Origin of the sequence: Leisingera sp. M658 (assembly GCF_025144145.1) — a bacterium.
Lineage (GTDB): Bacteria > Pseudomonadota > Alphaproteobacteria > Rhodobacterales > Rhodobacteraceae > Leisingera.
On sequence record NZ_CP083546.1, the window covers coordinates 382,771 to 406,866 of the forward strand.

Consider the following 24,096-nt stretch of genomic DNA (forward strand, 5'->3'; position numbering starts at 1 on the left):
GCAGCCGCAGCCGGACTTGGCTTCAGCCCATTGACTCCAGCAATCCTTCGCCGGCGGAAAGCTCGCATTGGCCGGGGTTTTCTTCCTTGTTGAGGACTTTCACCTCGCCGTCCTCCACCAGCATCGCATAGCGCAGCGAGCGTCCGATCAGACCGGCCGAGGGCACGTCCAGACGCATGCCGATTGCCTCGGTCAGCGTGCATTCGGCATCCGACAGCATGGTGATCCCGGCCTCGGTGGCACCGGTGTTTTCGCCCCAGATGTTCATCACAAACGGATCATTACCCGCCAGGCAGATTATTTCCTCGACACCCTTGGCGGCAAACTGATCCTTGGTGCGGATGAAGCTGGGCACATGCGCCGAATGGCAGGTGCTGGTAAAAGCGCCGGGAACCGCGAACAGCACGACTTTGCGCCCCTTCAGCTTGTCTGACAGCTGCACCTGCTCGGGGCCGTTGTCTCCGATGAGCGTCAGTGTCGCGTCCGGCAGTTGGTCTCCAACAGAAATCATCGCAGGTTCCTCTTTCTCATGATTGCGTTTTGAAGCCCCGGGTATATAGGGTCCGATGAAAGCGTGACGGGAACTGCTGAGGGAGGCAAGGGATTATGTCCCACATCGTCGTTATTGGAGCAGGGCAGGCCGGGTCCTCGCTGGTGGCAAAACTGCGTAAGGATGGGTTCGACGGGGAGATTACCCTGATTGGCGCGGAAGACGCACTGCCCTATCAGCGCCCGCCTTTGTCCAAGGCCTATTTGCTGGGCGAGATGGAGCTGGAACGCCTGTTCCTGCGGCCCGAAAGTTTCTATGCGGACAACAACATCACCCTGAAGCTGGGTCAGCGGGTGACTGGCATCGATCCGGCAGCGAAAACTGTGAGCCTGGGCGATGAGGTAATCCCCTATGACCAGCTGGCGCTGACCACCGGTTCCGACCCGCGCCGCTTGCCGGCGGCGATCGGCGGCGATCTGGACGGCGTCTATGTGGTGCGCGGATTGGCCGACGTGGATGCGATGGCACCGCATGTGGCCGAGGGCAAGCGCGCGCTGATCGTCGGCGGCGGCTACATCGGGCTGGAGGCCGCCGCGGTCTGCGCCAAGCGCGGCGTGCACGTGACGCTGGTCGAGATGGCTGACCGCATCCTGCAGCGTGTTGCGGCGCCGGAAACCTCGGATTTCTTCCGCAGCCTGCATTCCTCCCACGGAGTGGACATCCGCGAAGGCGTTGGGCTGGAGCGGCTGGAAGGCGAAGACGGCAAGGTGACCCGCGCAGTGCTGAGCGGCGGCGAAACCGTTGAGGTGGATTTTGTCGTCGTTGGCGTCGGCATCACACCCACTTCGCAACTGGCTGAAATTGCCGGGCTGGAGCTGGACAACGGCATCAGGGTGGACGCCAAGGGCCGCACTTCGGACGCTGCGATCTGGTCGGCGGGCGATTGCGCCTCCTTCCCGTTTCAGGGCAAGCGCATCCGCCTGGAAAGCGTGCCGAACGCCATTGATCAGGCCGAGGTGGTGGCGCAGAACATGCTGGGCGCGGACAAAGAGTATATTGCCACACCCTGGTTCTGGTCCGATCAGTATGACGTCAAACTGCAGATTGCGGGTCTGAACACCGGCTATGACAATGTGGTGACCCGCCAGGGCGAGGGCCAGCAGGTGTCGTTCTGGTATTACAAGGGTGATCAGCTGGTGGCAGTGGACGCGATGAACGACCCGCGTGCCTATATGGTGGGCAAACGCCTGATTGATATGGGCAAAACTGCGGACAAAGCGGTGGTGGCTGACACCGCCGCTGATCTGAAGCCGCTGCTGAAAGCGTGAGGATCATCGCAGGAGACTTCCGCGGCCGTGCCTTGGCCGCGGTGGGCAAGGGCGATGCGGGCGCCCATCTGCGCCCGACCACCGACCGGGTGCGCGAAAGCCTGTTCAACGTGCTGATGCACACCGGCGCCATCCCCGGCGCCCGGGTGCTGGACCTGTTTGCTGGTACCGGCGCGCTGGGGCTGGAGGCGTTGTCACGCGGCGCGGCTGAGGCGGTTTTTGTGGACGACGGTCGCGTGTCAGGCGGTTTGATCCGCAAAAACATCACCATTTGCCGCGCCGAAAGCCGCTGCACCCTGGCCCGCCGCGATGCACTGAAGCTGGGGCAGAACCCGGCGGCCCCCTTTGATCTGATCTTCCTTGATCCGCCTTACGGCAAGGGGCTGGGGGAAAAGGCCCTGGCCGCAGCTGTGGCCGGCGGCTGGGTGGCGCAAGACGCTTTGGTGGTCTGGGAAGAAAACGCACCGGTCGCCGCACCGGAAGGGTTCGAGCTGCAGGACAGCCGGAAATACGGCGATACCCATATTTCGCTGATGTGGAAAGCCGCCTGAGGCAACTTTCCTAAGGCAATTTGCTGCAAGTCCTTCACGGATAGTGGAAAACAGGGCACTTTCCGGGCAGTTCACAGCCGCTGGTCCGGCGTGTTTCCCAGTGCAGGGCCGCAGTCTTTTGGCGCATCACAGCTGCGGATCCCCGGCAGGTTTGCCAAGGCTCTTGCCGTTTCCACAGCGAAAACGATCCCTGCGAAACCTCGCAATTATCCCACCCTTGCCCCGATCTTGCCCGATTTCACCCGCATCACTGGGGGCAACACGGATACACGAGGATGGGTGAATATGGACCGACTGACCGAGATGGAGGCCTTTGCCAATGTGGTGGACCAGGGCGGCTTCACCGATGCGGCACGCAAGATGGGGATCTCGAAATCCGCAGTCTCCAAGCATGTTTCAAGCCTGGAAACCCGGCTTGGCGCGCGGCTTTTGAACCGCACCACCCGCCGGGTGTCCCCGACCGAGATTGGCCTCGCCTATTATGACCGCGCCCGCCGGGTGCTGAATGATGCAGGCGAAGCGGATGCGCTGGTTACCTCAATGCAATCTGCCCCCTCGGGGCTGCTCAGGATTTCTGTTGCTACCGATTTCGGTGTCAATCACCTGTCGCCGGTACTGTCGGATTTCCTGCAGGACTTCCCGGACATCACCGTCAACATGGTGCTGAACAACCGCTATGTGGAGCTGATCTCCGAAGGCTTCGACATGGCGGTTCGGATCGGCGAGCTGGAAGACAGCTCTCTGCGCGCCCGCAAGCTGACCGAAACCACCAAGCGGATGATTGCCTCTCCCGCCTATCTGGAAAAATACGGCCGTCCGCAAAAGATTGACGAGCTGAACAGCCACAAGCTGCTGCATTATTCCAGCCAGTCCAGCGGCAACGTCTGGAAGATCACAGCGCCGTCGGGTGAAAAACGCCAGGTGCGCACCTCAGGCTGGTTGTCGGTGAATGACGGGCAATCGCTGCTGAATGCCGCGATTTCCGGCCTCGGCATCGCCTATCTGCCCAGCTTTCTCTACTCGGAAGCGCTGGAAGAAGGGCTGGTCGAAGACGTGATGCCCGGCTTGCCGGTGGAAACCCAAGGCATCTATGCGGTCTACCCGCCCGGAAAATTTACCCAGCCCAAAGTCCGGGCCTTCATTGACTTTCTGGTGCAGGCTTTTGCCGACCGCGACCCGTCGGAATGGAAAACCTGAACCGGGTCTACGGAAAACCGGACCAAGATATCCCTCGAAGACCTGCCCCCGCACCGAATGCGGGGGCCTTTTTTGATCCGGTGACTCTGCTTTTTGCTGCAAAACACCGCGGGAAAGGCTCCCGCCCGCCCCGGATCAATCAAAGATTGACCCGCGCCCGTTGGGCCAGGCTCGGCGCATAGCGCCGAGCCTGGCCCAACACCGCCAAGGGGTCTTGGCAAAGCCAAGGTACCTGCGGGGGCGGGAGTTTTCCGGTGCGTATCCTTTGCAGGGCCTCAATCGGCGAGCAGCACAGCTTCAACTCGCCGGTTTGCTTCGCGGCCGTCCGGGATCAGATTGCTGGCTATCGGGGCTAAAAAGCCGGCGCCGGCGACCTCGATCCGTGCCGCATCCGCGCCCAGCTCCTCGACCAAACGGTCCTTCACCGATTGCGCGCGGCGTTTGGAGATACCGATGTTCTGCTGCTGCGAACCCACCGTGTCGGTATGCCCGACCAGCAGCAGGCGGTATTGCGGATTGGCGGCCAGATAGTCCGCAAGCGCGCGCAGGCTGGCATAAGTGCCGTCCTGCAGCCGGGTGGAGCCGCTTTGAAACACCAGATCCGTCAGAACCGCGTGGCCGCGCACCTCCAGCACTTTGGCCAGTTCCACCGGCCGCACCGTGCCGGGCGTCCCAGGGCCAGGTTTCACCACCGCCGGCACGGCTGTTGCCGTTGCAGCCGATCCAGGCGGATGCACTGTGATCATTTGCAAAAAAGCCGCGCCGCCTGCGCGTGATACCAGGAGCGAGACCGCCTCGTCCCCTTTGGCCGCGGACAGGAAGTGATAGCTGGAGATATCCACCATCATGTCCGGCGACGGCACCACCTCAATCCCGAAGCGGAAGCCGAAACCGCCGCAATCACGCGCGGCACAATCCAGCAGCACCTCATAACCGCCGGCCTGCAGCTGGTCCCGCAAGGGCGCCAGGATCTGCAGCACAGTGCTGTCTCCTCCCAGCCGCCAGGTGCGGCGCAGAATCCGCCCTTCGAACCGGCGCGATGGGACTTTGTCCGCCTCTTCCGGTCCGATCGGCAGCTGGTAAACACCAAGCGCCGTGACCCGTTCCGAAACAGCATCTGCACCGGCTGGCAGGATGATTTCAGCCGCCGCCGGCAAGGCCGGAAGCAGCATCACCGCGGCTGCCGAAATGAAACGTCTTAGCGGCACTGGCTGTGGTATTCCGGGTTGGGAACCATGGCAGTGGCGCTGGCCACCCGGTTGGACATGTTGAAAAAACCCGCAACATTGGCAATGTCCCAGATCTCCCGGTCGCTGAAGCCTGCATCCCGCAGGCCTTGCCGGTCCGCTTCCTCAATCTCCGCGCTGGAAGTGGTCATCTTGGCGGCAAAATCCAGCATTGCGCGCTGGCGTGCTTCCAGCGGCGCCACCCGGTAGTTCATCACCAGCATTTCACCCAAAGCCGGATCACCCGACAGCTGCGCCATGCGCCACCAGGCAATAGAAACACCGGTTGATCGCCGAGACCACCACCGCGATCATCTCCCGCTCCAGCTTGCTGAGGCCGCTGTCCGCCAGCATCAGGTCGTTGTACATGGCGGTAAAGGCATTCAGCTTGTCGATGTCAAAGGCATTGGCCTTAAGCACGTTGGGCACAAAGCCCAGCTTTTCGACGCAGATATCGAAATACTTCTGTGTCTCCGGCGGCAACGGGTCCGCCATCGGCAGATTCAGGGCTGTGGGCGGGGTTTGGTCACGCATCGGTCAATGGCCTTTCTGTAAAATCCGGTAGTGGTACTGTCCGGTGCATTTCATGCCGAGGGAAGCATAAAGCCCGTTGGCGCCCTCGTTACGTTTGGTGCACAGAACCGCCAGCTCGCCGGCACCGTTTTCCAGCGCCCAGAATGCCGCCTGGCGCATCATCCAGGCGCCCATGCCGCAGCGGCGCTGATGCGGCAGGATTTCCAGTGCGTGGACTATTGCCACCCCATTGTGAATGGCCACGAACCCGGCGCCAGCCGGTTTGTCCTTGTGGCGGGCCAGCAGCCCGGTCTTTGGCCCCTGTACCCGCTGCATCACCGCCAGGCGTTCAGGCCCGATGCCGCCCTGCTCCCAGATCTCGCGCTGGATCGCCAGCGGTTCCCAGACGCAAAAGGCGGTGACCCGCGGCACCGGGATATCCGTCAAATGCGCGGCCGGGCAGGTCCACAGGTTGACCGGATCCTTGACCGCATAGCCGCGCGCCGCCAGCTGCGCGTCCAGTTCCGTCTCGCCGTCGCGGATCATGAACAGGCCGTCCTGGCCCATCGCGCGCATTGCGTCCTCAGCCGCGGCAATCTCCGCGTCCGAGGCAGTGCCGTGTACCGTCGCCGCCGACACCCGGCTGCCGCCGCCCTGACCGTCGCGCAGGGTCACGGGGCCCAGGCCGCGGGTGGAGGCAGGCGGCCATGTCGCCTCGGTCAAAGCATAGTAACGGGGATCGGTGGTCACTGCTCCAGCTCCTTTGCCAATGCTGTCATTGCCGCATCAATGCGCGCGCCATCGGTGCCGCGGATCACGATATTGGCGCCAAAGGCACCGTCTTTTTGGAACGGGTAGCAGCCGACTGACAGATCCTCATATGCCTCGGCCAGCGTGCGCAGCGGTCCGGCAATCTCGCCCTCGCCGCGCAGTACCCGCAGGGTCTGCGACAGCATCGGCTGGCCGCCGGTCAGGGTTGGTAATACGCTGGCCACCATCGCCTGAAAGATCAGCGGTACACCGGCCATCACATGCACATTGCCAAGGGTGAACCCCGGCGCGGCCGAGACCGGGTTTTCGATCAGCGCGGCGCCCTCCGGAATGCGTGCCATCCGCAGGCGGGCCTCGTTCAATTCCAAGCCTTGAGTGTCATAATGCGCCTGCAGGATCGCGCGGGCGTCATCGCGGACGTCCAGATGCGCGTCAAACGCCTTGGCGATGCAGTCTGCGGTGATGTCGTCATGGGTTGGACCGATGCCACCGCTGGTGAATACATGGTCATATGCCCCGGCCAGCGCCTGCACTGCGGCTATGATCGCGGCCTCGTCATCGCTGACAATGCGCACTTCCATCAGGTCTATGCCGTGTTTGGCCAGCTCGCCCGCAAGATAGTGCATATTGGCATCGCGGGTGCGGCCCGACAGGATTTCATCCCCGATGACCAGCATGGCAGCTGTTGGATTGGCCATGGTCTTCCTCCCTTGATACCTCGTCTTCGCAGATATAGGCCTAAGCCCATGCGCTTTGAAACCCCTCTGATCCCCGCCGTGCTGATCCGCCGCTACAAACGGTTCCTTGCCGATTGCCGGCTGGAGGACGGGCGCGAGGTTACCGCCCATTGCGCCAATCCCGGCAGCATGATGGGGCTGGCGGAGCCGGGCATGAAGATCTGGCTGGAGCCGAACGACGACCCGAAGAAAAAGCTGAAATACGGCTGGCGGCTGGTTGAGCACGCGGACGGGCATTTCACCGGCGTTGATACTTCGGTTCCGAACCGCGCCCTGCGGGCTGCGCTGGAAGCCGGAGAAATCAGCGAACTGGCCGCCTACAAGACCGTGCGCCCCGAGGTGAAATACGGCGAGAAGAGCCGCGTCGACTTTCTGTTGCAGCAAGACGGTCTGCCGGATTGCTATGTCGAAGTGAAAAGCGTGACGCTGTCGCGGGAACCGGGCCTGGCGGAATTCCCGGACAGCGTCACCGCCCGCGGCACAAAACACCTTGGCGAATTGGCCAATATGGCGGCCCAGGGCCACCGGGCTGTGATGCTGTATCTGGTGCAGCGCACCGACTGCGACCGGTTTCAACTGGCTGCAGATATTGACCCGGCCTATGCCGCCGCCTTTGCCCGCGCCTATTCGGCCGGGGTGGAGCGGCTGGTGCTGGGCACCAGGATCACGCCGCAGGGGGTCGAGGCCGGCGCGCCGGTCGCCGCTGCACATTAGCAACGCCGGCCTTCTGGTCAGGCGGCCTTGCTGGCTGCGTCTTCCTGGCTGGCAGGGTCTGCGTGAACAAGCGTGCGGGTCGGGAAGGGAATATCGACCCCGGCAGCATCCAGCGCTTCTTTGACCTTGCGCTTCATATCGGCCTGATACTGAAAGTGCTCGGCTGCATCGACCCAGACACGCACCAGAAAATCCACCGAACTGCTGTTCAGCGCATTGACCTGAATGAAGGGTTCCGGATCGCTGTGCGAGCGGCTGTCGGCCATGATTGTGTCGCGGATCACCTGTTCTGCCGTGGCCAGATTGGCGCCATAGCCGACACCAAAAGTCCACTCTGCCCGGCGGGTGTCGAAGGCGGAGTAATTGGTGATGGTATTGCCCCAAACCTCGGAGTTGGGGATGATCACCTTCAGATTGCTGAGGCTGGCGATGACAGTATTGTTCAGGGTCATTTCATGCACCGTGCCCGTTTCGCCGTTCACATCGATGAAGTCACCCAGCTTGAACGGGCGGAACAGGATGATCATTACGCCCGCTGCCACATTCGACAGCGCACCCTGCATGGCCAGGCCGATCGCCAGGCCGGCGGCACCGATGGCCGCCACAATCGATGTGGTCTTGACGCCAAAGGTATTCAGAACAAACAGCACCGCAAAGGCGAGAATGACATAACGTGCCAGATTGCCGAGGAAATGAAACAGGGTCACATCGAGTTTGGCGTGGGTATCACCCAGGGCCACGATCCGCCGCTTGACCCAGCGCGCGGCGATGAAGCCCGCCAGAAGAATGGCAATTGCGGCCAGCACGTTGCCCAAGGCCTGCGCCAGAAATTCCAGCGTCACCAGATCTGCCAGTGATTTTCCTCCGTAAATCTCAGTCTTCATCAGGTCATCAATGTTATCCATGCCGCTGCATTCCTCCTGGCTTGTGCTGTTTCCGCTCTCCCGGCCCAACGCAGCAGGGTTGAAAAAGTTCCCAGAAGCCGCCGCTGCCCCCTCTGGCCCTTTTGGCCAAGACCCCTTAGATAGCTACGGAACAAAACCCGATGGAGCTCCGCCTGATGAGATCGAAAGACGGCCGCACAACCAAGGACGGCATCCGCATTCATGAAGCCGGCGACTTTGCCGGCATGCACAAGGCGGGTGCCTTGGCGGCGCGTATTCTGGACGAGATTGCCGCGCATGTGTTTCCGGGCCAGACCACTGGCGAGATCGACCGCCGTATCACACAGATGGTCGAAGATGCCGGCGCCAAATCCGCAACCATCGGTTACAAAGGCTATCAGCACGCCAGCTGCATCTCGGTGAACCATGTGGTTTGCCACGGCATCCCCGGCGACAAGAAGCTGAAGGATGGCGACATCCTGAACATTGACGTGACTGTGATTGTCGACGGCTGGTTCGGCGACACGTCGCGGATGTTTGTGGCCGGTAAGCTGCCGCGCAAGGCCGAGCGTCTGATCCAGGTCACCCATGATTCGCTGATGGTGGGCATCGAGGCGGTGAAGCCCGGCAATACCTTTGGCGACATCGGCCATGCGATCCAGGTCTACGCCGAAAGCCAACGGATGAGCGTGGTGCGCGATTTCTGCGGCCACGGATTGGGCACGGTCTTTCATGCGCCGCCCAACGTGCTGCACTATGGCCGCCCCGGTACCGGCCCGGTGCTGGAAGAGGGCATGTTTTTCACCATTGAACCGATGATCAACATCGGCCGCCCGGAGACCAAGATCCTGGCGGATGAATGGACAGCCGTGACCCGCGACAAGTCGCTGTCAGCGCAGTTTGAGCATTCGATCGGGGTCACTGCAGACGGGGCTGATATTTTCACCCTGTCGCCGGCCGGGAGATTCCACCCGACCTACGGGTAAGCTGTCAGGGCGGCGGCGGGGGCCGGCCCCCGCACCCCCGGGGTATTTTCAACCAGAAAGAAGCAGCAGCGGGCTTTGGGACTAACCGTCCCGGTCCTCTGCTTCCTGCTGCCGCCACAAGGCCAGCAGCATGGTGCTGCCCGCCCATGGGGTTACCGCGTCCTGAATGAACAGCGGTGCCCGCAGCGGTTTCGGCTTGGGTCTTGTCTTGGTTTCAGTCTCTGCAAGGGAGGGCAGAAACGGGGTGCGCAATGTCTGCTCCATGCGGGCGACAGTACCACGACGGTCTCAGATCGACAAAAGGGCCGGTACCTCTGCCATATCGTTGAACACTTCAGCCCCCAGCGCGGTGAGCCTGCCGCCGCCGCCTTGCGGAGCATACCCGAGGCAGCGCATGCCCGCGCGCACCGCGGCGGTGACGCCGCTGCCGCTGTCCTCGATCACCAGGCAATCGCGCGCCTGCACACCGAAGTGGCTGGCGGCGGCCAGGAACAACCCCGGTTCCGGCTTGGCCACACCCAGGGATTGGGCTGAGAACATCGCCTGCGGGTGGAACCGCTCCCACAGCCCGTTCTGGCCCAAAGTGATGCGCATCTTTTCCTCGCTGCCGTTGGAGGCCACGCAGGCCGGAATGCCATGTGCATCAAGCCTTGCCAGCAGATCAGGAATGCCCTGTGTGAGCGGTATGCCTTCTTTCAGCCGGGCATAGGTCTCGGCATGGATTTCCGCGATCCAGTTTTCCGGAAGGTCCGCGCCCAGGCTGCGGGCCTTTGCCATCACACCCGCCATGGTGCCGCCGGTAAAATGCGCCATTGCCTGCTCTAAGGTCAGGTCCAGCCCGTGGTGCGCGAGGTTGTCCGCCATCGCCTGGTTCGAGACCGGTTCACTGTCCACCAGCACGCCGTCGCAGTCGAAGATCACCAGTTTCGGGGTCGGAAAGGTCTTGGGCAAGACGGTCTGCCTCTATTCGGAAATGGCTGCAGGTTACAAGTTTACCCGTCATGCCCGGCTGCGGCAAAGAACAGAAACAAAAAATGCAGGAAGAAGACCCCCTGCATTCCTGTTTATACCCCGAAACTCAAGCGGCTTCGAACTTGCAACGCTTCTTCTTTGCCAGACTGACCAGCACTTCGTGACGTTTGTTTGCCGCATCCAGCGCCTCGTTTGCGTTGGCATAATTCCCAATCACGGCCGGCCAGAACAGCAGTGCCGCCGCAACGTTCTTTCCAGATGCCGTCTTGCCTTTTTTGGCCTCGGCACGGATTTCATCAAGCTGGCCCATCTGGGTCTTGATTCCTTCGCAGGTCAGCGAAGCGTCATCGACATTATTTGTGGTGACAACGTCCGGTGAAACGCAGCCCGACAGGAACAACGAACCTGCCGCGAGCAGGCCAAGAAACGATGCAGTTTGCATATTGGATCCTTTGAAACCGCAGGAAAAGGCGGCGGTTTGGGTTAATTCACCAGCCGACTACAATCTCTGATCTGATCCTGCAAACAAAAATCACGCATTTGGTGAAAGGCCGATCAGATAGCACCGGCTGCGCTCCGGCGCCACATGCTGCAGCTGGTGCCGAGCAACGCTGGCCATGTACCGCACGCCACGCCGGTTGTTTCTGAACTGATCACCATCACTGTGGAGTAACGTTTCGATCTGCACCGAAGCATCCAAGAGGCGGTGCGGGCTAGGCAGGAGGTCCTGAACAAACTGAGGACTTTAACATGCTGACCTGCATAATCCGTTACCGCATCGACCCTGCCAAGAGGGCGCAGTTCGAACGCTACGCCCGCAACTGGGGGCAGGCGATCCCGCGCTGCGGTGCGGATCTGGTCGGGTATTTTGCGCCGCATGAAGGGTCGTCGACACTGGCTTATGGCATCTACAATGTGGAGAACCTTGCTGAGTATGAAGCTTATCGTGCCCGGCTGGCGGCGGACCCCTTAGGGCGCGAGAACTATGAGTTTGCGCAGAAAGAGCGGTTTTTGCTGCGCGAGGACCGGACCTGGCTGAAACTGGCCTCGGCGCCGCATGGGGCTGGTTGAGGGGGTGGATATGATAGCTGTGATGTTCGAAGTGGAAATCTCCGAAGGGCAAAAAGAGATCTATCTGGAGACTGCGGCCGCGCTGCGAGAGCAACTGGAACAGGTGGACGGGTTTGTCTCGGTTGAGCGGTTCCAAAGCCTGAGCGCGCCGGAGAAGCTGTTGTCGCTGTCCTTCTGGCGGGATGAAGCTGATGCCCGTTCCGGGGGAACCCGGCCGGGAGGCAGCTTGTGGCGGCTGCGGAAAAAGACGGTGCACCGGGTGGCGGCTCCCGCCCGGCTTAGGAGCATGAAACATGCTCTGCGCCCGTTGGGCGTGGCAGCGCGCCTTTGCGCGCTGCCATCCGCCGCGCCGCAGGCGCGGCCGGACCCAACTGCAGGCCGGGTCCGTCAGGACCTGGAGCGGCAGGCGGGAGCGCCTTGCCTGCCTTTAGAGTTCCGCCGCCAGCCGCGTGCCCTGGTTGATGGCGCGCTTGGCATCGAGTTCCGCGGCGACGTCGGCACCGCCGATCACATGTGCAGTAATGCCATGCTCTGCCAGATCATCTGCAAGCGACCGTTCGGAGACCTGGCCGGAGCATAGAACGATGGTGTCCGCCGGAACCAGGGTGGGATTTTCGCGCGCGTCGCCAAAGGAGACATGCAGCCCGTCCGCATCAATGCGCTCGTAGTTCACGCCGCCCAGGAATTCCACGTCCTTCATCTTGAGCGTAGCGCGGTGAATCCAGCCGGTGGTCTTGCCCAGCCGTTTGCCATGGCGTTCCGCCTTGCGCTGCAAGAGTGTTACGCGGCGGGCAGGGGCGGCAGGCTGCGGGCCTTCAGGGGCGAGACCCGCGCGGTGCTCTGCCGGGTCGGTGACGCCCCATTCCTTCATCCAGGCGGGCAGATCGGTGGCGGGGCTGTGGCCCTCTTCCAGCAGGAATTCCGAAACATCAAAGCCGATGCCGCCGGCGCCGATCACCGCAACCCGCTGTCCGGCCGGTTTCTTGTGGCGCAGCACGTCGATGTAGCTGAGGACATTGTCCTTGTCCTGGCCGGGAATGGCCGGATCGCGCGGGATAACGCCGGTGGCGACAACGACCTCGTCAAAACCGGTCAGGTCCCCGGCGGAAACTTCGCGGCCCAGTTCCAGCGTGACGCCGGCCTCGGCCACCATGGTGCGGTACCAGTCGACCAGGCCCCAGAATTCCTCTTTGCCCGGCACCTGTTTGGCCATGTTGAGCTGGCCGCCGATTTCATCTGCCCGGTCGAACAGGGTGACCTGGTGGCCGCGCTGGGCGGCGGTGACTGCAGTGGCTAGGCCCGCGGGGCCTGCGCCCACGATGGCCACCGTTTTCGCCGCCGCGGCGGGTTCGATCACCAGCTCGGTCTCGTGGCAGGCACGGGGGTTGACCAGGCAGGACGTCAGCTTGCCGCTGAAGGTGTGGTCGAGGCAGGCCTGGTTGCAGGCGATGCAGGGGGCGATATGGTCGGCCTGACCACCCTTGGCCTTGGCCACGAAATCCGCATCTGCCAGCATCGGCCGCGCCATCGACACCATGTCGGCGCAGCCCGTTGCCAGCACGTCTTCGGCAACTTCAGGCGTGTTGATACGGTTGGAGGTGATCACCGGAATGCCAACTTTGCCCATCAGTTTTCTGGTAACCCAGGCAAAGGCGGCACGGGGAACCGAGGTGGCAATGGTCGGAATCCGTGCCTCGTGCCAGCCGATGCCGGTGTTGAGGATGGTGGCGCCGGCCTTTTCAACCTCTTGCGCCAGCTGCACAACTTCCTCGTGGGTGGAGCCCTCAGGCACCAGGTCGATCATCGACAACCGGTAGATGATGATGAACTCGCGGCCCACAGCCTCACGCGTGCGGCGCACCACTTCGATGGGCAGCCGCATCCGGTTCTCATAAGACCCGCCCCAGCGATCGGTCCGCTTGTTGGTGCGGGTGACCAGGAACTGATTGAGGAAATAACCCTCGGACCCCATGATCTCGACCCCGTCATAGCCTGCCTCCTGCGCCAGGCGGGCGGCGTTGACGATGTCGGCGATCTGCTTCTCAATACCGTCCTCGTCCAGCTCATGCGGCGGAAAGGGGGAGATCGGCGATTTCACCGGGCTGGGGCCGACGCATTTCGGGCCATAGGCATAGCGGCCAGCGTGCAGGATCTGCATGGCGATCTTGCCGCCTGCTTCGTGCACGCGGTCGGTCACCACGCGGTGGTTCTCGACGTCTTTGGCCGAGGTCATCATTGAGGCACCGGGCAGCACCGAGCCTTCGAGGTTCGGGCCGATACCGCCGGTGACCATCAGTGCGACCCCGCCGCGGGCGCGGGCAGCATAGAATTCGGCAACGCGATTCCAGTCGCCGGTTTCCTCCAGCCCGGTGTGCATCGAGCCCATCAGCACGCGGTTCTTCAGCGTGGTAAAGCCCAGATCCAGCGGGGCAAGCATGTTGGGGTACGCAGTCATCTGAAACTCTCCCTGGCAGTTGCCGCTTAGGATCATGGTGCGGGGGCTGCTTGTCACGTGCAAACGCCGCGTCACCCCCTTGCGTGCCCCCGCGGCAAGCGGTCTAAGGTTGAGCAATGAATGCCTAGGAGAGCCTGATGACGCCAGAAGAGATTGCCAAGCTGCCCTACCGCCCGAATGTCGGAGTGATGCTGATCAATGCCGAGGGCGCGGTCTTTGTCGGTCAGCGCAAGGACCGTTACAAGGACGCCTGGCAGATGCCGCAGGGCGGGATTGATGCGGGGGAGGACCCGCGCGCGGCGGCCTTGCGTGAACTGGAAGAGGAAACCGGGGTGGTGCCGGAGGTGGTCGAGATCATCGCCGAAAGCGATGGCTGGCTGCCCTATGACCTGCCGCATGACGTGGTGCCCAAGTTCTGGGGCGGTAAATTCCGAGGGCAGGAACAGAAGTGGTATCTGATGCGGTTTCTGGGGCGCGATGATCAGGTCAATATCGAGACGGATCACCCGGAGTTTTCGGCCTGGTGCTGGCAGCCGGTGGCGCAGCTGGTTGAGAAGATCGTGCCGTTTAAGCGCGAGGTTTATGCGCGGGTGGTAGCTGAGTTCAGGGAGTATTTGTGAGATGGAATCGCGCCGGTCTCTCTTAAGCTGTTCAGTCCGGCCGAAAGGCCGGGCAGCGCCTGACCTTCCCCGCGGGAAGGCACTTTGCACCTCCCCAAGGTCAGGCGCTGCCCTAAGCGTTCTGATCGCGGCAACGGTTGTGACGATATTCGCCAATTCTGCTGCCGCCCTCAGCTGTCTTCCCTGGGGACCGGCAGATGCCTATCTGCAGGCCGCAAAGTCGGACAGCGTCTACAACATCATCGCGGGCGAACTGCGGTTCGACGAAAGCCTGCTGCCGCAATCCCATGCTGACAACCCGAATGACACGCCGCCGCTGACCCGCATTCCGGCGCAGCTGTCAGGCAAGATGCTGGACGGCAAGTATTTCTCCGGACGGGTCAAGGTGCCGGCAGTGCTTGAGGTGGAATGCCTAGGCCCTTGGTGCGGTGGCATGGCCTCGGGTACGGATCAGGTGTTCTTTGCCGAACAGCGCGGGCAGGAGCTGGTGATCCGGGCGGGTGCCTGCGGCGGGTTTGTGTTTGCCGATACGTCTGAAGTGCGGCGGCAGGTTTTGGATTGCCACCGCGGCAAGGCGTGCGAGCCTGCAATGCCGCGGTGACCGGGGTTACTCTGCCGGGGCTGGGTGCCGTTTGGCGCGCAAGCGCAGCCGCGACTGGCCAAGCCACAGGCTGAACAGGGCCAGCAGGGCGCCCAGCATCTGGTTGGGCGTCAGGGTCTCACCCAGCAGCAGCCATCCCAGGATCACTGCCGACAGCGGGCTGAGGACGCCGAGCAAAGACACCTGCGACGGTTCGATCCGGGCCAGGCCGCGGAACCACAGGATATAAGTCAGCGCGCCGCCGATCAGGCTCATATAGGCGAGGCCGGCGATGTTGGCGGCGGTGAAAACGGGGATCTCCGGCACCATCCACAGCGTCACCGGCACCAGCATCAGCCCGCCTGCGGTCAGCTGCCATGCAGTGAAGGTGAGCGGCGGCACAGGCGGCTGCCATTTGCGGCTCAGAACCACACCGCCAGCCATCGACAGCGCCCCGCCTAGGCCGGCCAGCACGCCCCATGTGTCGAGTTCGGCCGCAGGGGTCAGCACCAAAAGAGCAACGCCGGCGATGCTTAGCAGGGCGGCGGCAACGGCGGCGGCGCGGATCTGCGATTTCAGCAGCAGGGCTGACAGAAACACCACGGTCAGCGGCTGCACCGCACCCAGCGTCGCGGCAACGCCGCCCGGCAGGCGGTAGGCGGATACAAACAGCAGCACCCAGAACAGCGAGAAATTCAGCGCTCCCAGCACCGCCAGGCGCGGCAGCCAGTTGAGCGGCGGCAGCCGGCGCACCAGCAGCAGCAGCAAAAGCCCCGCAGGCAGCGCCCGCAGCAAAGCCACCACCAGCGGCGAATGGCCGGGCAGCAGAGATGTCGTTACGATATAGCTGCTGCCCCAGATGGCAGGGGCAAGCGCCGTCAGCAGAAGGGTCCGGATGGGCATGGGTTTCTCCTTATCTTGATGTCGAGATAATGGATTTTATCTTGACGTCAAGATGTAATCTTTTAAACCGGGGATATGGACCATGTGGATTACATTACCCAGCAATGGGAACGGGAGCGGCCGGATCTTGATGTTACGGCCATGGGCGTGATTGGCCGGGTGGCGCGGCTGTACCTGGCGTATCAGCGCGGAATGCACACGACCTTTGCAGAGTTCGGGCTGAATGCGGCCAAATTCGATGTGCTGGCCACGCTGCGCCGTTCGGGAGATCCTTACACATTGTCACCGGGCGAATTGCTGAAGGCAACAATGGTGGCCTCGGGCACGATGACCAACCGGATCGACCGGCTGGAAGCGGACGGGCTGGTCAAGCGCGACGTGAACCCGGAGGACAGCCGCAGTTTTCTGGTGGGGCTGACTGAGGAAGGCCTTGCCTTGGTTGACCGGGCGGTAACCGCGCATGTGCAGACGCAGGCGCGGCTGCTGGAGGGGCTGGGGACACAGGAGGTTGAGACCTTCAAGGCGCTTTTGAGCAAAGCCCAGGCGGCGGCTGACAGCTGACGCCAAAAGTTCAAAAAGTCCAAATACGCTGAAGTAAGGGGGCTGCGCGGGCTGGCGCCCTTGCGTCCTGCGGACGGCGGGGCGGGGGTGGCGCAGAGCGGCAAAGCCGCTCTGCGCCACCCCCAACGGGAGAGACTGCACCGTCAGGTGCTGGTTCGACGGGCGGGAGAACGCCGCTGAATTCAGGCCAGTCCGGCTTCTTCCAGCAGGTGCAGAACATTGGTTTCCGGGCGCGGGCCGATATGGCGGATCACTTCGCCTGCACAGATGCAGCCCATCCGGGCACAGATTTCCATGCTGCGGCCAGTGGCCATGCCGAACAGGAAGCCGGCGGCAAACTGGTCGCCCGCGCCGGTGGCATCGACAGGCACAATGGCTTCGACCGGGACGTCGATGCGCACGCCGTCATTCAGCACGGTCACCCCGTCGCTGGACCGGGTGCAGACCACCAGCGGGCAGATTGCGGCGGTCTTGGCCATCGCGGCCTCCAGGTCATCGGTTTCAAACAGCGCGCAAATCTCGTCCTGGTTGCCGATCACAAAATCCAGTTCGTTGCCAATCAGACTCAGGAAGCTGTCCCGGTGCCGTTCAACGCAGAACGGGTCGGAAATCGACAGGCCGACCCGGCCGCCGCCCTCGCGGCATTTGCGGGCCGCTTCCATGAAGGCGGTCTTGCCCTTGTCCTTGTCGAACAGATAACCCTCCAGGAACATGATCCTGGCCTTCCCGGCGGCGTCTTCGGGAACATCCGCCGAACTCAGTTCCGAAGAAATCCCCAGATACGTATTCATTGAGCGTTCACCGTCGGGCGACACAAAGATCATTGACCGTGACGTCGGCTGCTCGCCATCCGTAACCGGCGGGTTCACAAAGGCGACGCCTTCGTTGTTCATCGCATCGGCATAGAATTGTCCCAGCGCATCGCCGCGGACCCGGCCGATAAAGGCGGCCTGCAGCCCCAGCGCGCCTGCGCCGGCAATGGTATTGGCGACCGAGCCGCCCGGGGTCAGCACCCGGTTGCCCATCGCAGCATAAAGATCCTCGCAGCGCTCGCGCTCGATCAGCTGCATGATGCCTTTTTCGATGCCCTGTTCGGCCAGGAAGCTGTCTTCGCATTGTGCAATCACATCGACGACGGCGTTGCCGATACCGACGAGCTGATAGGTTTTGGTCATGGTCCCTCCTCGGGAAAATCCGGAGCGGTTCCGGTTCGGAATATATGCCGCGCCAAAGGTTTATAGGTTCTTGTCTTCATACATGCAGAGGTCGCGGATCAGGCAGCTGCCGCACATCGGTTTGCGCGCCTTGCAGTGATAGCGGCCATGCAGGATCAGCCAATGGTGGGCGTGCTGCTGGAAATCCGCCGGGATGTTATCCTCTACCGCGCGTTCCACGGCGTCCACATCCTTGCCCGGGGCAATTCCGGAACGGTTGCCGACGCGGAAGATATGGGTATCCACTGCTTGTGCGGGCTGTTTCCACCACATGTTCAGCACCACATTGGCAGTCTTGCGGCCCACCCCCGGCAGGGATTGCAATGCGGCGCGGGAATTGGGCACCTCGCCGCCGTAGTCATCAACCAGGATCTGGCTGAGCTTGATCACGTTCTTGGCCTTCTGGCGGAACAGGCCGATGGTTTTGATGTGTTCGGTCAGCCCTTCAAGGCCCAGATCCAGCATTTTCTGCGGGGTATCGGCGATCTTGAACAGCGCGCGGGTTGCCTTGTTCACACCGGCATCGGTCGCCTGCGCCGAAAGCGCCACTGCCACCACCAGCGTGTAGACATTGACATGTTCCAGCTCGCCCTTGGGTTCGGGCTCAGCTGCCTGGAAGCGCGTGAAAATCTCTCGCAGCGTATGATAGTCGAGTTGCTTTGCCATGGCAGCGTTTATGTACAGGTCAGACCTTAAAGAGCAATTGAAATTGCGGTGCCGGGGCAGTTTGCGGCGGCATGTAAGAGAGCAGGCGGGCGGCTTTTAATGCTGCGTTTGCGGCGGCGGTTTTTACAGCATTTTTCCGCCCCGCCCCGGCACTTCTATGATTGCCGCCCCGGCCCCGTTTTCCAGGCGAGTGCGCGGAGCAGGGGATTTCGCAAGTTCCGGGTCGAACGGCCGGAGCGGGCGTAGTAAGTTGGTCCGTAAGTCAGAACAGGTTGGGCCGATGAATATCGAAACACGGGAAAACACCTATCATTACGGCGTCATGCGCCGGGCGATTGAGCTGATCGACGACGGCGGCGAGGATCTGACGCTGGAGCAGCTGGCCGCCCGTATGGATATGAGCCCGGCGCATTTTCAGCGGCTGTTTTCCTCCTGGGTCGGGGTTTCGCCCAAACGCTACCAGCAGTATCTGCGGCTGGGCCATGCCAAGGCGCTGCTGCGCGAGCGGTTCACCACGCTGGAGGCTTCGCACGCTGTGGGGTTGTCGGGATCCGGCCGGCTGCATGATCTGTTCCTGCGCTGGGAGGCGATGAGCCCTGGCGAATATGCCCGCAAGGGGGATGGCCTGCGGATCTTTTGGGGCTGGTTCGATAGCCCCTTTGGCCTGGCGCTGGTGATGGGCACGGAAAAGGGCATCTGCGGGCTGGGGTTTGCTGCCGAGACCGGGGCGGAGCCCGCCATGGCGGACATGCGCGCCCGCTGGCCGCAGGCGGAATTCGTCGAGGATCCCGCAGCCCTTCACCCGCTGGCAGAGGCTGCATTTGCCCAAAAAGGCGAGACCGCGCTGCACATGATCGGGGCGCCACTGCAGATCAAGGTCTGGGAAGCGCTGCTGCGCATCCCATCAGGTCACGTCACCACATATTCCGAGCTGGCGCAGGCCATTGGATCCCCAAAGGCCGTGCGCGCGGTTGGAACAGCAGTCGGGCGAAACCCGGTCAGCTGGCTGATCCCCTGCCATCGGGCCCTGCGCAAATCCGGGGCGCTGGGCGGCTACCACTGGGGCCTGCCGGTCAAGCGCGCGATGCTTGCTTATGAGGCGGCGCGGGACGAGGAGGCTGCGGCAGATGATATGCGCGCTGCCGGCTGAACAGGCGCTGCAGCAGGCCCGGGTGTGACGGTTTGGCCGTTAACCGGGCTTCGTGGCGCTGGCGGGCGGCTTCGCGTTCCGCCTCATAAGGTTTCGGCAGGTGGTGCTGCGTGTCCCAGCGGTCCTTGCCCAGGGTGATCATGGAAATCCATTCATAAGTCAGCATAGTGTGTCTCCTTCTCGGAAGTGCAGAAAACCAGACCACTGCTGACAGGCTGTTGTCAGTGGATTGTGCTAGGGTGTCAGCAGACTGTCACTGGAGCCTGCCCATGCCGCGCACCGGCCGCTTGTTTGAAATCATCCAGATCCTGCGATCCGCCGCTGCCCCGCTGCGGGCCGAGGATCTGGCAGCAAAGCTGGAGGTTTCCAAACGCACCATCTACCGCGATATCTCTGCCTTGCAGGCGATGCGCACCCCGGTCGAGGGGGAGGCCGGGATCGGTTACATGCTGCGCAAAGGCTATGACCTGCCGCCGCTGAATTTCGACGAGGAAGAGCTGGAAGCGCTGCATGTGGGGCTGGCGATGCTGATGCGCACAGGTGACGGCGCTTTGCAAAAGGCCGCGGAACGGGTCAGCCACAAGATCAAGGATGTGCATGCCACCGCCGACTGGTTGCAGGTGGCGCCCTGGGGGGCACCGCTGGATGATCCCGAACAGGGTTGTGTATCCAAGGGTCTGCTGCGCCAGGCGGTGCGGGACAGCTGCAAGCTGCACCTTACCTATCTAAGCCCGGAGCGGGGTGAAAGCCGCCGGACCCTTCGCCCCCTGGCGCTGATCTACCACATTGAATGCACCATGCTGGCTGCCTGGTGCGAACTGCGCGGCGGGTTCCGGCATTTCCGCACTGACCGGATGCTGGCAGCGGAGTTGCTGGAGGATAGTTTTGCACCAGAGGCCGGCGCCTTGCGCAAGCTGTGGATGGAGCAGGAAGGCTGGGACTTTGCCTTTGCGCCATAACAGGAGCTTAGGCGGATTTTGCGCGGTATTTCGCCCATGATTGCGGATCCTGACTTGAGATGGCGGCGCGGCACCCCGATATTCGTTCGGAATGCCGGGCGTTGCCCGGGTCTGAGAAAACAGAAGGCAATTTGATGATGCAGATGAAACTCACCACGGCAGGTATTGTTGCCGCAGCACTGGGCCTGGGCGCCTGCACCGATCCGGCAACCGTTGGCACGCCGGGCAGCAACACTCAGCAGGGCGCAATCCTGGGCGGCATCATCGGCGCCGGCGTCGGCGCCATCGCCAATGACTCGGACCGGGGCCTGGGGGCTGTGACCGGCGCGCTGGTCGGGGCGACTGCGGGCGGGGTGATCGGCAACCAGCTGGACGCGCAGGAGCGTGAGCTGCGCCAGACCCTGGCCAATGACGACATCACCATTGTCAACACCGGCGACCGGTTGATCCTGTCCTTCCCGAACGATCTGACATTTGCCACCGACAGCGCCGCTGTGGCGCCGGCTGTGCAGGGCGACCTGCGCCGGGTGGCCGACAGTCTGGTGCGCTATCCCAACAGCACCATCCAGGTGATCGGCCATACCGACAGCGATGGCGATGCCGGCTATAATCAGGGCCTGTCCGAACGCCGCGCCAATGCGGTTGCCAGCCAGATCCAGGCCGGCGGTGTGCCCTATCACCGGATGCGCATCATCGGCCGCGGCGAAGAGCAGCCGGTGGCTTCAAACCTGACGCCCGACGGCAAAGCCCGCAACCGCCGCGTCGAGGTGGTGGTGATTCCGCAGGCGGCCTGATCCGGCACCTGACTGTATGTTCGGCAGCCCGCCCCCTCGCCGGGGCGGGCTGTTTTCGTTTCAGGGGGTGCCGGTTTACGTAACGCTGCACAGGGCCTGCGCGGTGATTGCTGTTCCCTGATACGGGCTGCTTCATACATGATAAGGGCAACAGAGACGCGAACAGAAGGAATACCCCATGGCTGATCCCGTATTGCTCACCATTTCCGGCTCCCTGCGCCGCGAGGCCACCAACCGCAAACTGCTGGCCGAAGCTGCGCGGGTATTCGGCCCCGCGACCGTGGTTGAGGCGGATCTGCACCTGCCGCTGTATGACGGCGACGCCGAAGAGGCGGACGGCATCCCGCCTGCAGTGCAGCTATTGGCGGATCAGATCGCGGCAGCGGATGCGGTGGCGATTTCCACCCCGGAGTACAACAAAGGCCCGTCCGGCATGCTGAAAAACGCGCTTGATTGGGTGAGCCGCACCGAGGGCAACCCCTGGGCGGACAAGCCGGTGGCGGTGATGTCGGCGGCGGCAGGCCGGGCCGGGGGCGAGCTGGCGCAGGCGCTTCTGCGCGGTTTTCTGGTGCCGTTCCAGCCGCGGATCCTGACTGGGCCGGGGGTGCATCTGGCGGGATCCAGCAAGGAATTTGATGAGGCGGGCAGGCTGACCAGCGATCACTATGAGGCGACGCTGACCAAACTGATGCTGAAGCTGCGCGGTGAACTGGACCGCTGAGCTTGCCTTGCCGCAGCGCGGGGTTAAGGTGACGGCATGAAACGTGATGTGGTCTCCTCTCCCGCGCAGCATTCTATGGACATGATAGACCCGGCCCGGACGGCTGCCTTTCAGGCGGCGCTGGGGCGGCGGGCGGAGATTTCGGCGGGTAGTGTGCTGCCGCCGTTTTTTCATCAGCTCTACTTCTGGACGCCGCTGCCGCCCGAGGATCTGGGCCGCGATGGCCACCCTAAGGTGGGCGGCGCTGGTCTGATCCCGGACATGGGCCTGCCGCGGCGGATGTGGGCTGGCGGGCGGCTGCGCTTCGCGGCGCCCTTGCGGGCCGGGATTGCGGCGGAAAAGACGTCGGTTCTGGAAAGAGCCGAGCAAAAGACGGGCCGCACCGGGCCGTTGGGGCTGGTCACATTGCGCCATGAAATCCGCCAGCAGGGGGCGCTGTGCCTGACGGAATGGCATGATCTGGTCTACCGCGAAGACCCGGATCCGGCAGCCGCCAGGCCGGTGCCACCGGCAGCCCGTACCGATGAGACAGAAGTGCGGCAGAACTCGTTCAACTCTACCCTGCTGTTCCGGTATTCTGCGCTGACTTTCAATGGGCACAGGATCCACTATGACCTGGAATATGCCCGCGAAACAGAGGGCTACGCGGGCCTGGTTGTTCACGGGCCGCTGCTGGCGCAGCATCTGATGCTGCTGGCGGAAGAACTGCTGGGGCCATTGGCGGAATTCTCCTTCCGGGCGTCCTCGCCGCTGATGCATTTCGAGACCGCCAGCCTGTGCTGCAATGGCCAGGACCTATGGGTGCGCGCCCCGGACGGGCGGCAATGCATGAGCGCAGTAGCCGTGCCCAGAGGCTGAAACGGGGGAGCTCCCGCGCCCCAAGCTGCCCTTTCCGGGCAGATTAGCGGCTTGGGCGTGGCGCCGCTTTGCGGCGCAGATCGGGGCGTGGTTCAGAGGTTGTCTTGCACGCGGAAACCTTCGGGGATGCTGTCCGTACCCTCCAGCAGCAGGTCCGCCATCACATGCGCCGCTTTGGGGGCCATGCCAAAGCCGATCTTGAAGCCGCCATTGGCGATGAAGTGGCTGTCGCGGCCCGGCCAGGCGCCCAGCATCGGAGCGCGGGACTTGGCGCGGGGGCGCACGCCGGCCCAGCGTTCGATCACTTCGGCGCCGTGCAGCACAGGCACCGCAGTGCGGGCACGGTCGACGATATCGTCGAGCTGGGCGTCCGTGCTCTTGCCGTCCTCAAACTCACGTTCACTGGTGGAACCGATGGCCAAGGTGCCGTCTGCGTGCGGGATGATATGCAGGCTGTCAGCATAAAGCTGCGGCACCGCACCCTCGTGAAAACGCAGGAGGGCGGCCTGTCCCTTGACTCCGCCGCCCACAGTTTTGCCGAACGCCTCGTTCAGCTCCAATAGGCCGGCGTAGCCTTTGGCGTGGACCACTTTGCCCTGATCGGCGGCCTCCGGCTGTACCTCAACCCCCATCACAGCCAGGGCAGAGACCAGAGCCGCACACGCGCGGCGGGGATGCATCCGGGCGCTGAGAGTGTCGTGAATGACATAGCCCGTTGCGCTGGGCGGCACCCAGGGGCCGAGGCTGTCCGCCTTGCAGACGCGCCATTCGGCTGCGTCTTTCCATAACTCACGGGCCGTTACTTCGCGCTGACGGGCAAGCTCCAGCGCGCGTGCATCATTGATGGGCTGCAGCCGCCCGGTGCGGCCATAGCCGGGGGAGACGCCGCCAGTGGCTTCGACCTCTGCCCAGAAGCTTTCGGCCATCAGCAGGCTTTCCAGCTGGAATTGTTTCTTGGGGTTCCAGTTTTCCGGCACATGCGGGGCGAGCGCGCCGACAAGGCCGCCGCTGGACCCGGCGCCGGCCCCGAACGGGTCCACGACCTGCACCTGCGCGCCGCGGCGGGCACAGAGCCAGGCGATCGACAGGCCGAAAATGCCAGCCCCGCGCACCGTTACATCTGCCATTGCCATTTGAGGATCCTTTCGCCAGTGTCGCGCCGTTCCGGACAACCA

At 62.9% G+C, this 24,096-nt stretch carries 27 protein-coding genes and 2 pseudogenes; 15 read left to right on the forward strand and 14 right to left on the reverse strand.

Annotated elements, in window-relative coordinates; translation table 11 throughout:
• Nucleotides 1–22 precede the first annotated feature (22 nt).
• Nucleotides 23–511: a peroxiredoxin gene (locus K3724_RS01995; protein WP_259989574.1), complete on the reverse strand. Its 489-nt coding sequence runs from the start codon at nucleotides 509–511 to the stop codon at nucleotides 23–25.
• A 95-nt stretch (nucleotides 512–606) separates the two neighbouring features.
• Between K3724_RS01995 and K3724_RS02000 the strand changes: the two genes are divergently transcribed.
• The 3 genes from K3724_RS02000 (at nucleotide 607) to K3724_RS02010 (ending at nucleotide 3,566) form a co-directional block, all read left to right on the forward strand.
• The gene (locus tag K3724_RS02000) at nucleotides 607–1,818 is read left to right on the forward strand and encodes an NAD(P)/FAD-dependent oxidoreductase (RefSeq protein ID WP_259989576.1); all 1,212 of its coding nucleotides are present in this window, start codon (nucleotides 607–609) and stop codon (nucleotides 1,816–1,818) included.
• The gene (rsmD, locus tag K3724_RS02005) at nucleotides 1,815–2,369 is read left to right on the forward strand and encodes a 16S rRNA (guanine(966)-N(2))-methyltransferase RsmD (RefSeq protein WP_259989578.1); all 555 of its coding nucleotides are present in this window, start codon (nucleotides 1,815–1,817) and stop codon (nucleotides 2,367–2,369) included. Before K3724_RS02000 ends, rsmD begins: the two co-directional genes overlap by 4 nt.
• Nucleotides 2,370–2,654: 285 nt before the next feature.
• Nucleotides 2,655–3,566, forward strand: a complete 912-nt coding sequence (locus tag K3724_RS02010; protein ID WP_259989580.1) for a LysR family transcriptional regulator — start codon at nucleotides 2,655–2,657, stop codon at nucleotides 3,564–3,566.
• Nucleotides 3,567–3,841: 275 nt separating this feature from the next.
• Here the strand turns inward: K3724_RS02010 and K3724_RS02015 are convergent, their stop codons facing one another.
• The 4 genes and pseudogenes from K3724_RS02015 to K3724_RS02030 all read right to left on the reverse strand — a co-directional run bounded on the left by K3724_RS02015 (nucleotide 3,842) and on the right by K3724_RS02030 (nucleotide 6,774).
• A complete protein-coding gene (locus K3724_RS02015; protein ID WP_259989581.1) occupies nucleotides 3,842–4,738 on the reverse strand; it encodes an OmpA family protein in 897 nt (298 codons plus the stop codon).
• Nucleotides 4,739–4,764: 26 nt separating this feature from the next.
• Nucleotides 4,765–5,326 (reverse strand): annotated as a pseudogene (locus K3724_RS02020) (peroxidase-related enzyme).
• 3 nt (nucleotides 5,327–5,329) lie between these two features.
• Nucleotides 5,330–6,055 carry a GNAT family N-acetyltransferase gene (locus K3724_RS02025; protein ID WP_259989583.1) on the reverse strand — a complete coding sequence of 242 codons (726 nt, stop codon included), beginning with the start codon at nucleotides 6,053–6,055 and terminating at the stop codon, nucleotides 5,330–5,332.
• On the reverse strand, nucleotides 6,052–6,774 hold the full coding sequence (locus tag K3724_RS02030) for a molybdopterin-binding protein (protein WP_259989585.1): 723 nt from the start codon (nucleotides 6,772–6,774) through the stop codon (nucleotides 6,052–6,054). Before K3724_RS02030 ends, K3724_RS02025 begins: the two co-directional genes overlap by 4 nt.
• Before the next feature lie 48 nt (nucleotides 6,775–6,822).
• Here K3724_RS02030 and sfsA point away from each other — a divergent pair, with 48 nt between their 5' ends.
• The gene (sfsA, locus tag K3724_RS02035; RefSeq protein WP_259989587.1) at nucleotides 6,823–7,527 is read left to right on the forward strand and encodes a DNA/RNA nuclease SfsA; all 705 of its coding nucleotides are present in this window, start codon (nucleotides 6,823–6,825) and stop codon (nucleotides 7,525–7,527) included.
• Between the two features lie 17 nt (nucleotides 7,528–7,544).
• On the opposite strand, the gene K3724_RS02040 is transcribed toward sfsA, so the two are convergent.
• Nucleotides 7,545–8,432, reverse strand: coding sequence for a mechanosensitive ion channel family protein (locus tag K3724_RS02040; RefSeq protein WP_259989589.1), 888 nt, complete (start codon nucleotides 8,430–8,432; stop codon nucleotides 7,545–7,547).
• 155 nt (nucleotides 8,433–8,587) lie between these two features.
• Here K3724_RS02040 and map point away from each other — a divergent pair, with 155 nt between their 5' ends.
• Entirely contained in the window at nucleotides 8,588–9,397 is an 810-nt protein-coding gene (map, locus tag K3724_RS02045) for a type I methionyl aminopeptidase (protein ID WP_259989591.1), read from the forward strand.
• 81 nt (nucleotides 9,398–9,478) lie between these two features.
• Here the strand turns inward: map and K3724_RS02050 are convergent, their stop codons facing one another.
• The 3 genes from K3724_RS02050 to K3724_RS02060 form a co-directional block, all read right to left on the reverse strand.
• Nucleotides 9,479–9,661 (reverse strand): hypothetical protein, encoded by a 183-nt coding sequence (locus K3724_RS02050; RefSeq protein ID WP_259989593.1) that lies wholly within the window; start codon nucleotides 9,659–9,661, stop codon nucleotides 9,479–9,481.
• A 24-nt stretch (nucleotides 9,662–9,685) separates the two neighbouring features.
• Nucleotides 9,686–10,348, reverse strand: coding sequence for an HAD family phosphatase (locus K3724_RS02055; RefSeq protein ID WP_259989595.1), 663 nt, complete (start codon nucleotides 10,346–10,348; stop codon nucleotides 9,686–9,688).
• A gap of 127 nt (nucleotides 10,349–10,475) precedes the next feature.
• Nucleotides 10,476–10,811, reverse strand: coding sequence for a YgdI/YgdR family lipoprotein (locus tag K3724_RS02060; RefSeq protein ID WP_259989597.1), 336 nt, complete (start codon nucleotides 10,809–10,811; stop codon nucleotides 10,476–10,478).
• Between the two features lie 308 nt (nucleotides 10,812–11,119).
• On the opposite strand from K3724_RS02060, the gene K3724_RS02070 reads away from it, so the two are divergent.
• Together K3724_RS02070 and K3724_RS02075 are read left to right on the forward strand one after the other, a co-directional pair.
• The gene (locus tag K3724_RS02070; RefSeq protein ID WP_259989598.1) at nucleotides 11,120–11,440 is read left to right on the forward strand and encodes an NIPSNAP family protein; all 321 of its coding nucleotides are present in this window, start codon (nucleotides 11,120–11,122) and stop codon (nucleotides 11,438–11,440) included.
• A gap of 10 nt (nucleotides 11,441–11,450) precedes the next feature.
• Nucleotides 11,451–11,630, forward strand: a pseudogene (locus tag K3724_RS02075) (antibiotic biosynthesis monooxygenase family protein); the annotation flags it as partial.
• Between the two features lie 237 nt (nucleotides 11,631–11,867).
• Here K3724_RS02075 and K3724_RS02080 read toward each other — a convergent pair.
• The gene (locus K3724_RS02080; RefSeq protein WP_259989600.1) at nucleotides 11,868–13,895 is read right to left on the reverse strand and encodes an NADPH-dependent 2,4-dienoyl-CoA reductase; all 2,028 of its coding nucleotides are present in this window, start codon (nucleotides 13,893–13,895) and stop codon (nucleotides 11,868–11,870) included.
• Nucleotides 13,896–14,032: 137 nt separating this feature from the next.
• Between K3724_RS02080 and K3724_RS02085 the strand changes: the two genes are divergently transcribed.
• Nucleotides 14,033–14,515, forward strand: a complete 483-nt coding sequence (locus K3724_RS02085) for an RNA pyrophosphohydrolase (protein ID WP_259989602.1) — start codon at nucleotides 14,033–14,035, stop codon at nucleotides 14,513–14,515.
• Nucleotides 14,516–14,654: 139 nt separating this feature from the next.
• Complete coding sequence (locus K3724_RS02090) at nucleotides 14,655–15,116, forward strand: hypothetical protein (RefSeq protein WP_259989604.1); 462 nt, start codon at nucleotides 14,655–14,657, stop codon at nucleotides 15,114–15,116.
• Nucleotides 15,117–15,122: 6 nt separating this feature from the next.
• On the opposite strand, the gene K3724_RS02095 is transcribed toward K3724_RS02090, so the two are convergent.
• Nucleotides 15,123–15,998 carry a DMT family transporter gene (locus tag K3724_RS02095; protein WP_259989606.1) on the reverse strand — a complete coding sequence of 292 codons (876 nt, stop codon included), beginning with the start codon at nucleotides 15,996–15,998 and terminating at the stop codon, nucleotides 15,123–15,125.
• A gap of 75 nt (nucleotides 15,999–16,073) precedes the next feature.
• Between K3724_RS02095 and K3724_RS02100 the strand changes: the two genes are divergently transcribed.
• Complete coding sequence (locus tag K3724_RS02100; protein WP_259989608.1) at nucleotides 16,074–16,559, forward strand: MarR family winged helix-turn-helix transcriptional regulator; 486 nt, start codon at nucleotides 16,074–16,076, stop codon at nucleotides 16,557–16,559.
• Nucleotides 16,560–16,741: 182 nt separating this feature from the next.
• Here K3724_RS02100 and K3724_RS02105 read toward each other — a convergent pair whose 3' ends face one another.
• Nucleotides 16,742–17,734, reverse strand: a complete 993-nt coding sequence (locus tag K3724_RS02105) for an adenosine kinase (protein WP_259989610.1) — start codon at nucleotides 17,732–17,734, stop codon at nucleotides 16,742–16,744.
• 60 nt (nucleotides 17,735–17,794) lie between these two features.
• Nucleotides 17,795–18,439: an endonuclease III gene (gene nth, locus K3724_RS02110; protein WP_259989612.1), complete on the reverse strand. Its 645-nt coding sequence runs from the start codon at nucleotides 18,437–18,439 to the stop codon at nucleotides 17,795–17,797.
• A 280-nt stretch (nucleotides 18,440–18,719) separates the two neighbouring features.
• Between nth and K3724_RS02115 the strand changes: the two genes are divergently transcribed.
• The 5 genes from K3724_RS02115 (at nucleotide 18,720) to K3724_RS02135 (ending at nucleotide 22,921) form a co-directional block, all read left to right on the forward strand.
• Nucleotides 18,720–19,589 (forward strand): bifunctional helix-turn-helix domain-containing protein/methylated-DNA--[protein]-cysteine S-methyltransferase, encoded by an 870-nt coding sequence (locus K3724_RS02115; RefSeq protein ID WP_259989614.1) that lies wholly within the window; start codon nucleotides 18,720–18,722, stop codon nucleotides 19,587–19,589.
• Between the two features lie 269 nt (nucleotides 19,590–19,858).
• Nucleotides 19,859–20,548 (forward strand): YafY family protein, encoded by a 690-nt coding sequence (locus K3724_RS02120; protein WP_259989617.1) that lies wholly within the window; start codon nucleotides 19,859–19,861, stop codon nucleotides 20,546–20,548.
• A 134-nt stretch (nucleotides 20,549–20,682) separates the two neighbouring features.
• Nucleotides 20,683–21,342: an OmpA family protein gene (locus tag K3724_RS02125; protein WP_129372080.1), complete on the forward strand. Its 660-nt coding sequence runs from the start codon at nucleotides 20,683–20,685 to the stop codon at nucleotides 21,340–21,342.
• A gap of 178 nt (nucleotides 21,343–21,520) precedes the next feature.
• The gene (locus tag K3724_RS02130) at nucleotides 21,521–22,063 is read left to right on the forward strand and encodes an NADPH-dependent FMN reductase (RefSeq protein WP_259989619.1); all 543 of its coding nucleotides are present in this window, start codon (nucleotides 21,521–21,523) and stop codon (nucleotides 22,061–22,063) included.
• 36 nt (nucleotides 22,064–22,099) lie between these two features.
• Entirely contained in the window at nucleotides 22,100–22,921 is an 822-nt protein-coding gene (locus K3724_RS02135) for an acyl dehydratase (protein WP_259989621.1), read from the forward strand.
• A gap of 92 nt (nucleotides 22,922–23,013) precedes the next feature.
• Here the strand turns inward: K3724_RS02135 and K3724_RS02140 are convergent, their stop codons facing one another.
• Nucleotides 23,014–24,054, reverse strand: a complete 1,041-nt coding sequence (locus tag K3724_RS02140) for an FAD-binding oxidoreductase (RefSeq protein WP_259989622.1) — start codon at nucleotides 24,052–24,054, stop codon at nucleotides 23,014–23,016.
• Nucleotides 24,055–24,096 lie beyond the last annotated feature (42 nt).

Excerpts from the sequence above, each read along its gene's own strand:
- K3724_RS01995 (WP_259989574.1), bottom strand. The coding sequence starts at position 511 with ATGATTTCTGTTGGAGACCAACTGCCGGACGCGACACTGACGCTCATC.
- K3724_RS02000 (WP_259989576.1), top strand. The coding sequence starts at position 607 with ATGTCCCACATCGTCGTTATTGGAGCAGGGCAGGCCGGGTCCTCGCTG.
- K3724_RS02010 (WP_259989580.1), top strand. The coding sequence starts at position 2,655 with ATGGACCGACTGACCGAGATGGAGGCCTTTGCCAATGTGGTGGACCAG.
- K3724_RS02015 (WP_259989581.1), bottom strand. The coding sequence starts at position 4,738 with ATGCTGCTTCCGGCCTTGCCGGCGGCGGCTGAAATCATCCTGCCAGCC.
- K3724_RS02030 (WP_259989585.1), bottom strand. The coding sequence starts at position 6,774 with ATGGCCAATCCAACAGCTGCCATGCTGGTCATCGGGGATGAAATCCTG.
- sfsA (WP_259989587.1), top strand. The coding sequence starts at position 6,823 with ATGCGCTTTGAAACCCCTCTGATCCCCGCCGTGCTGATCCGCCGCTAC.
- K3724_RS02040 (WP_259989589.1), bottom strand. The coding sequence starts at position 8,432 with ATGGATAACATTGATGACCTGATGAAGACTGAGATTTACGGAGGAAAA.
- map (WP_259989591.1), top strand. The coding sequence starts at position 8,588 with ATGAGATCGAAAGACGGCCGCACAACCAAGGACGGCATCCGCATTCAT.
- K3724_RS02050 (WP_259989593.1), bottom strand. The coding sequence starts at position 9,661 with ATGGAGCAGACATTGCGCACCCCGTTTCTGCCCTCCCTTGCAGAGACT.
- K3724_RS02060 (WP_259989597.1), bottom strand. The coding sequence starts at position 10,811 with ATGCAAACTGCATCGTTTCTTGGCCTGCTCGCGGCAGGTTCGTTGTTC.
- K3724_RS02070 (WP_259989598.1), top strand. The coding sequence starts at position 11,120 with ATGCTGACCTGCATAATCCGTTACCGCATCGACCCTGCCAAGAGGGCG.
- K3724_RS02080 (WP_259989600.1), bottom strand. The coding sequence starts at position 13,895 with ATGACTGCGTACCCCAACATGCTTGCCCCGCTGGATCTGGGCTTTACC.
- K3724_RS02085 (WP_259989602.1), top strand. The coding sequence starts at position 14,033 with ATGACGCCAGAAGAGATTGCCAAGCTGCCCTACCGCCCGAATGTCGGA.
- K3724_RS02095 (WP_259989606.1), bottom strand. The coding sequence starts at position 15,998 with ATGCCCATCCGGACCCTTCTGCTGACGGCGCTTGCCCCTGCCATCTGG.
- K3724_RS02100 (WP_259989608.1), top strand. The coding sequence starts at position 16,074 with ATGGACCATGTGGATTACATTACCCAGCAATGGGAACGGGAGCGGCCG.
- K3724_RS02105 (WP_259989610.1), bottom strand. The coding sequence starts at position 17,734 with ATGACCAAAACCTATCAGCTCGTCGGTATCGGCAACGCCGTCGTCGAT.
- nth (WP_259989612.1), bottom strand. The coding sequence starts at position 18,439 with ATGGCAAAGCAACTCGACTATCATACGCTGCGAGAGATTTTCACGCGC.
- K3724_RS02115 (WP_259989614.1), top strand. The coding sequence starts at position 18,720 with ATGAATATCGAAACACGGGAAAACACCTATCATTACGGCGTCATGCGC.
- K3724_RS02120 (WP_259989617.1), top strand. The coding sequence starts at position 19,859 with ATGCCGCGCACCGGCCGCTTGTTTGAAATCATCCAGATCCTGCGATCC.
- K3724_RS02125 (WP_129372080.1), top strand. The coding sequence starts at position 20,683 with ATGATGCAGATGAAACTCACCACGGCAGGTATTGTTGCCGCAGCACTG.
- K3724_RS02130 (WP_259989619.1), top strand. The coding sequence starts at position 21,521 with ATGGCTGATCCCGTATTGCTCACCATTTCCGGCTCCCTGCGCCGCGAG.
- K3724_RS02135 (WP_259989621.1), top strand. The coding sequence starts at position 22,100 with ATGAAACGTGATGTGGTCTCCTCTCCCGCGCAGCATTCTATGGACATG.
- K3724_RS02140 (WP_259989622.1), bottom strand. The coding sequence starts at position 24,054 with ATGGCAATGGCAGATGTAACGGTGCGCGGGGCTGGCATTTTCGGCCTG.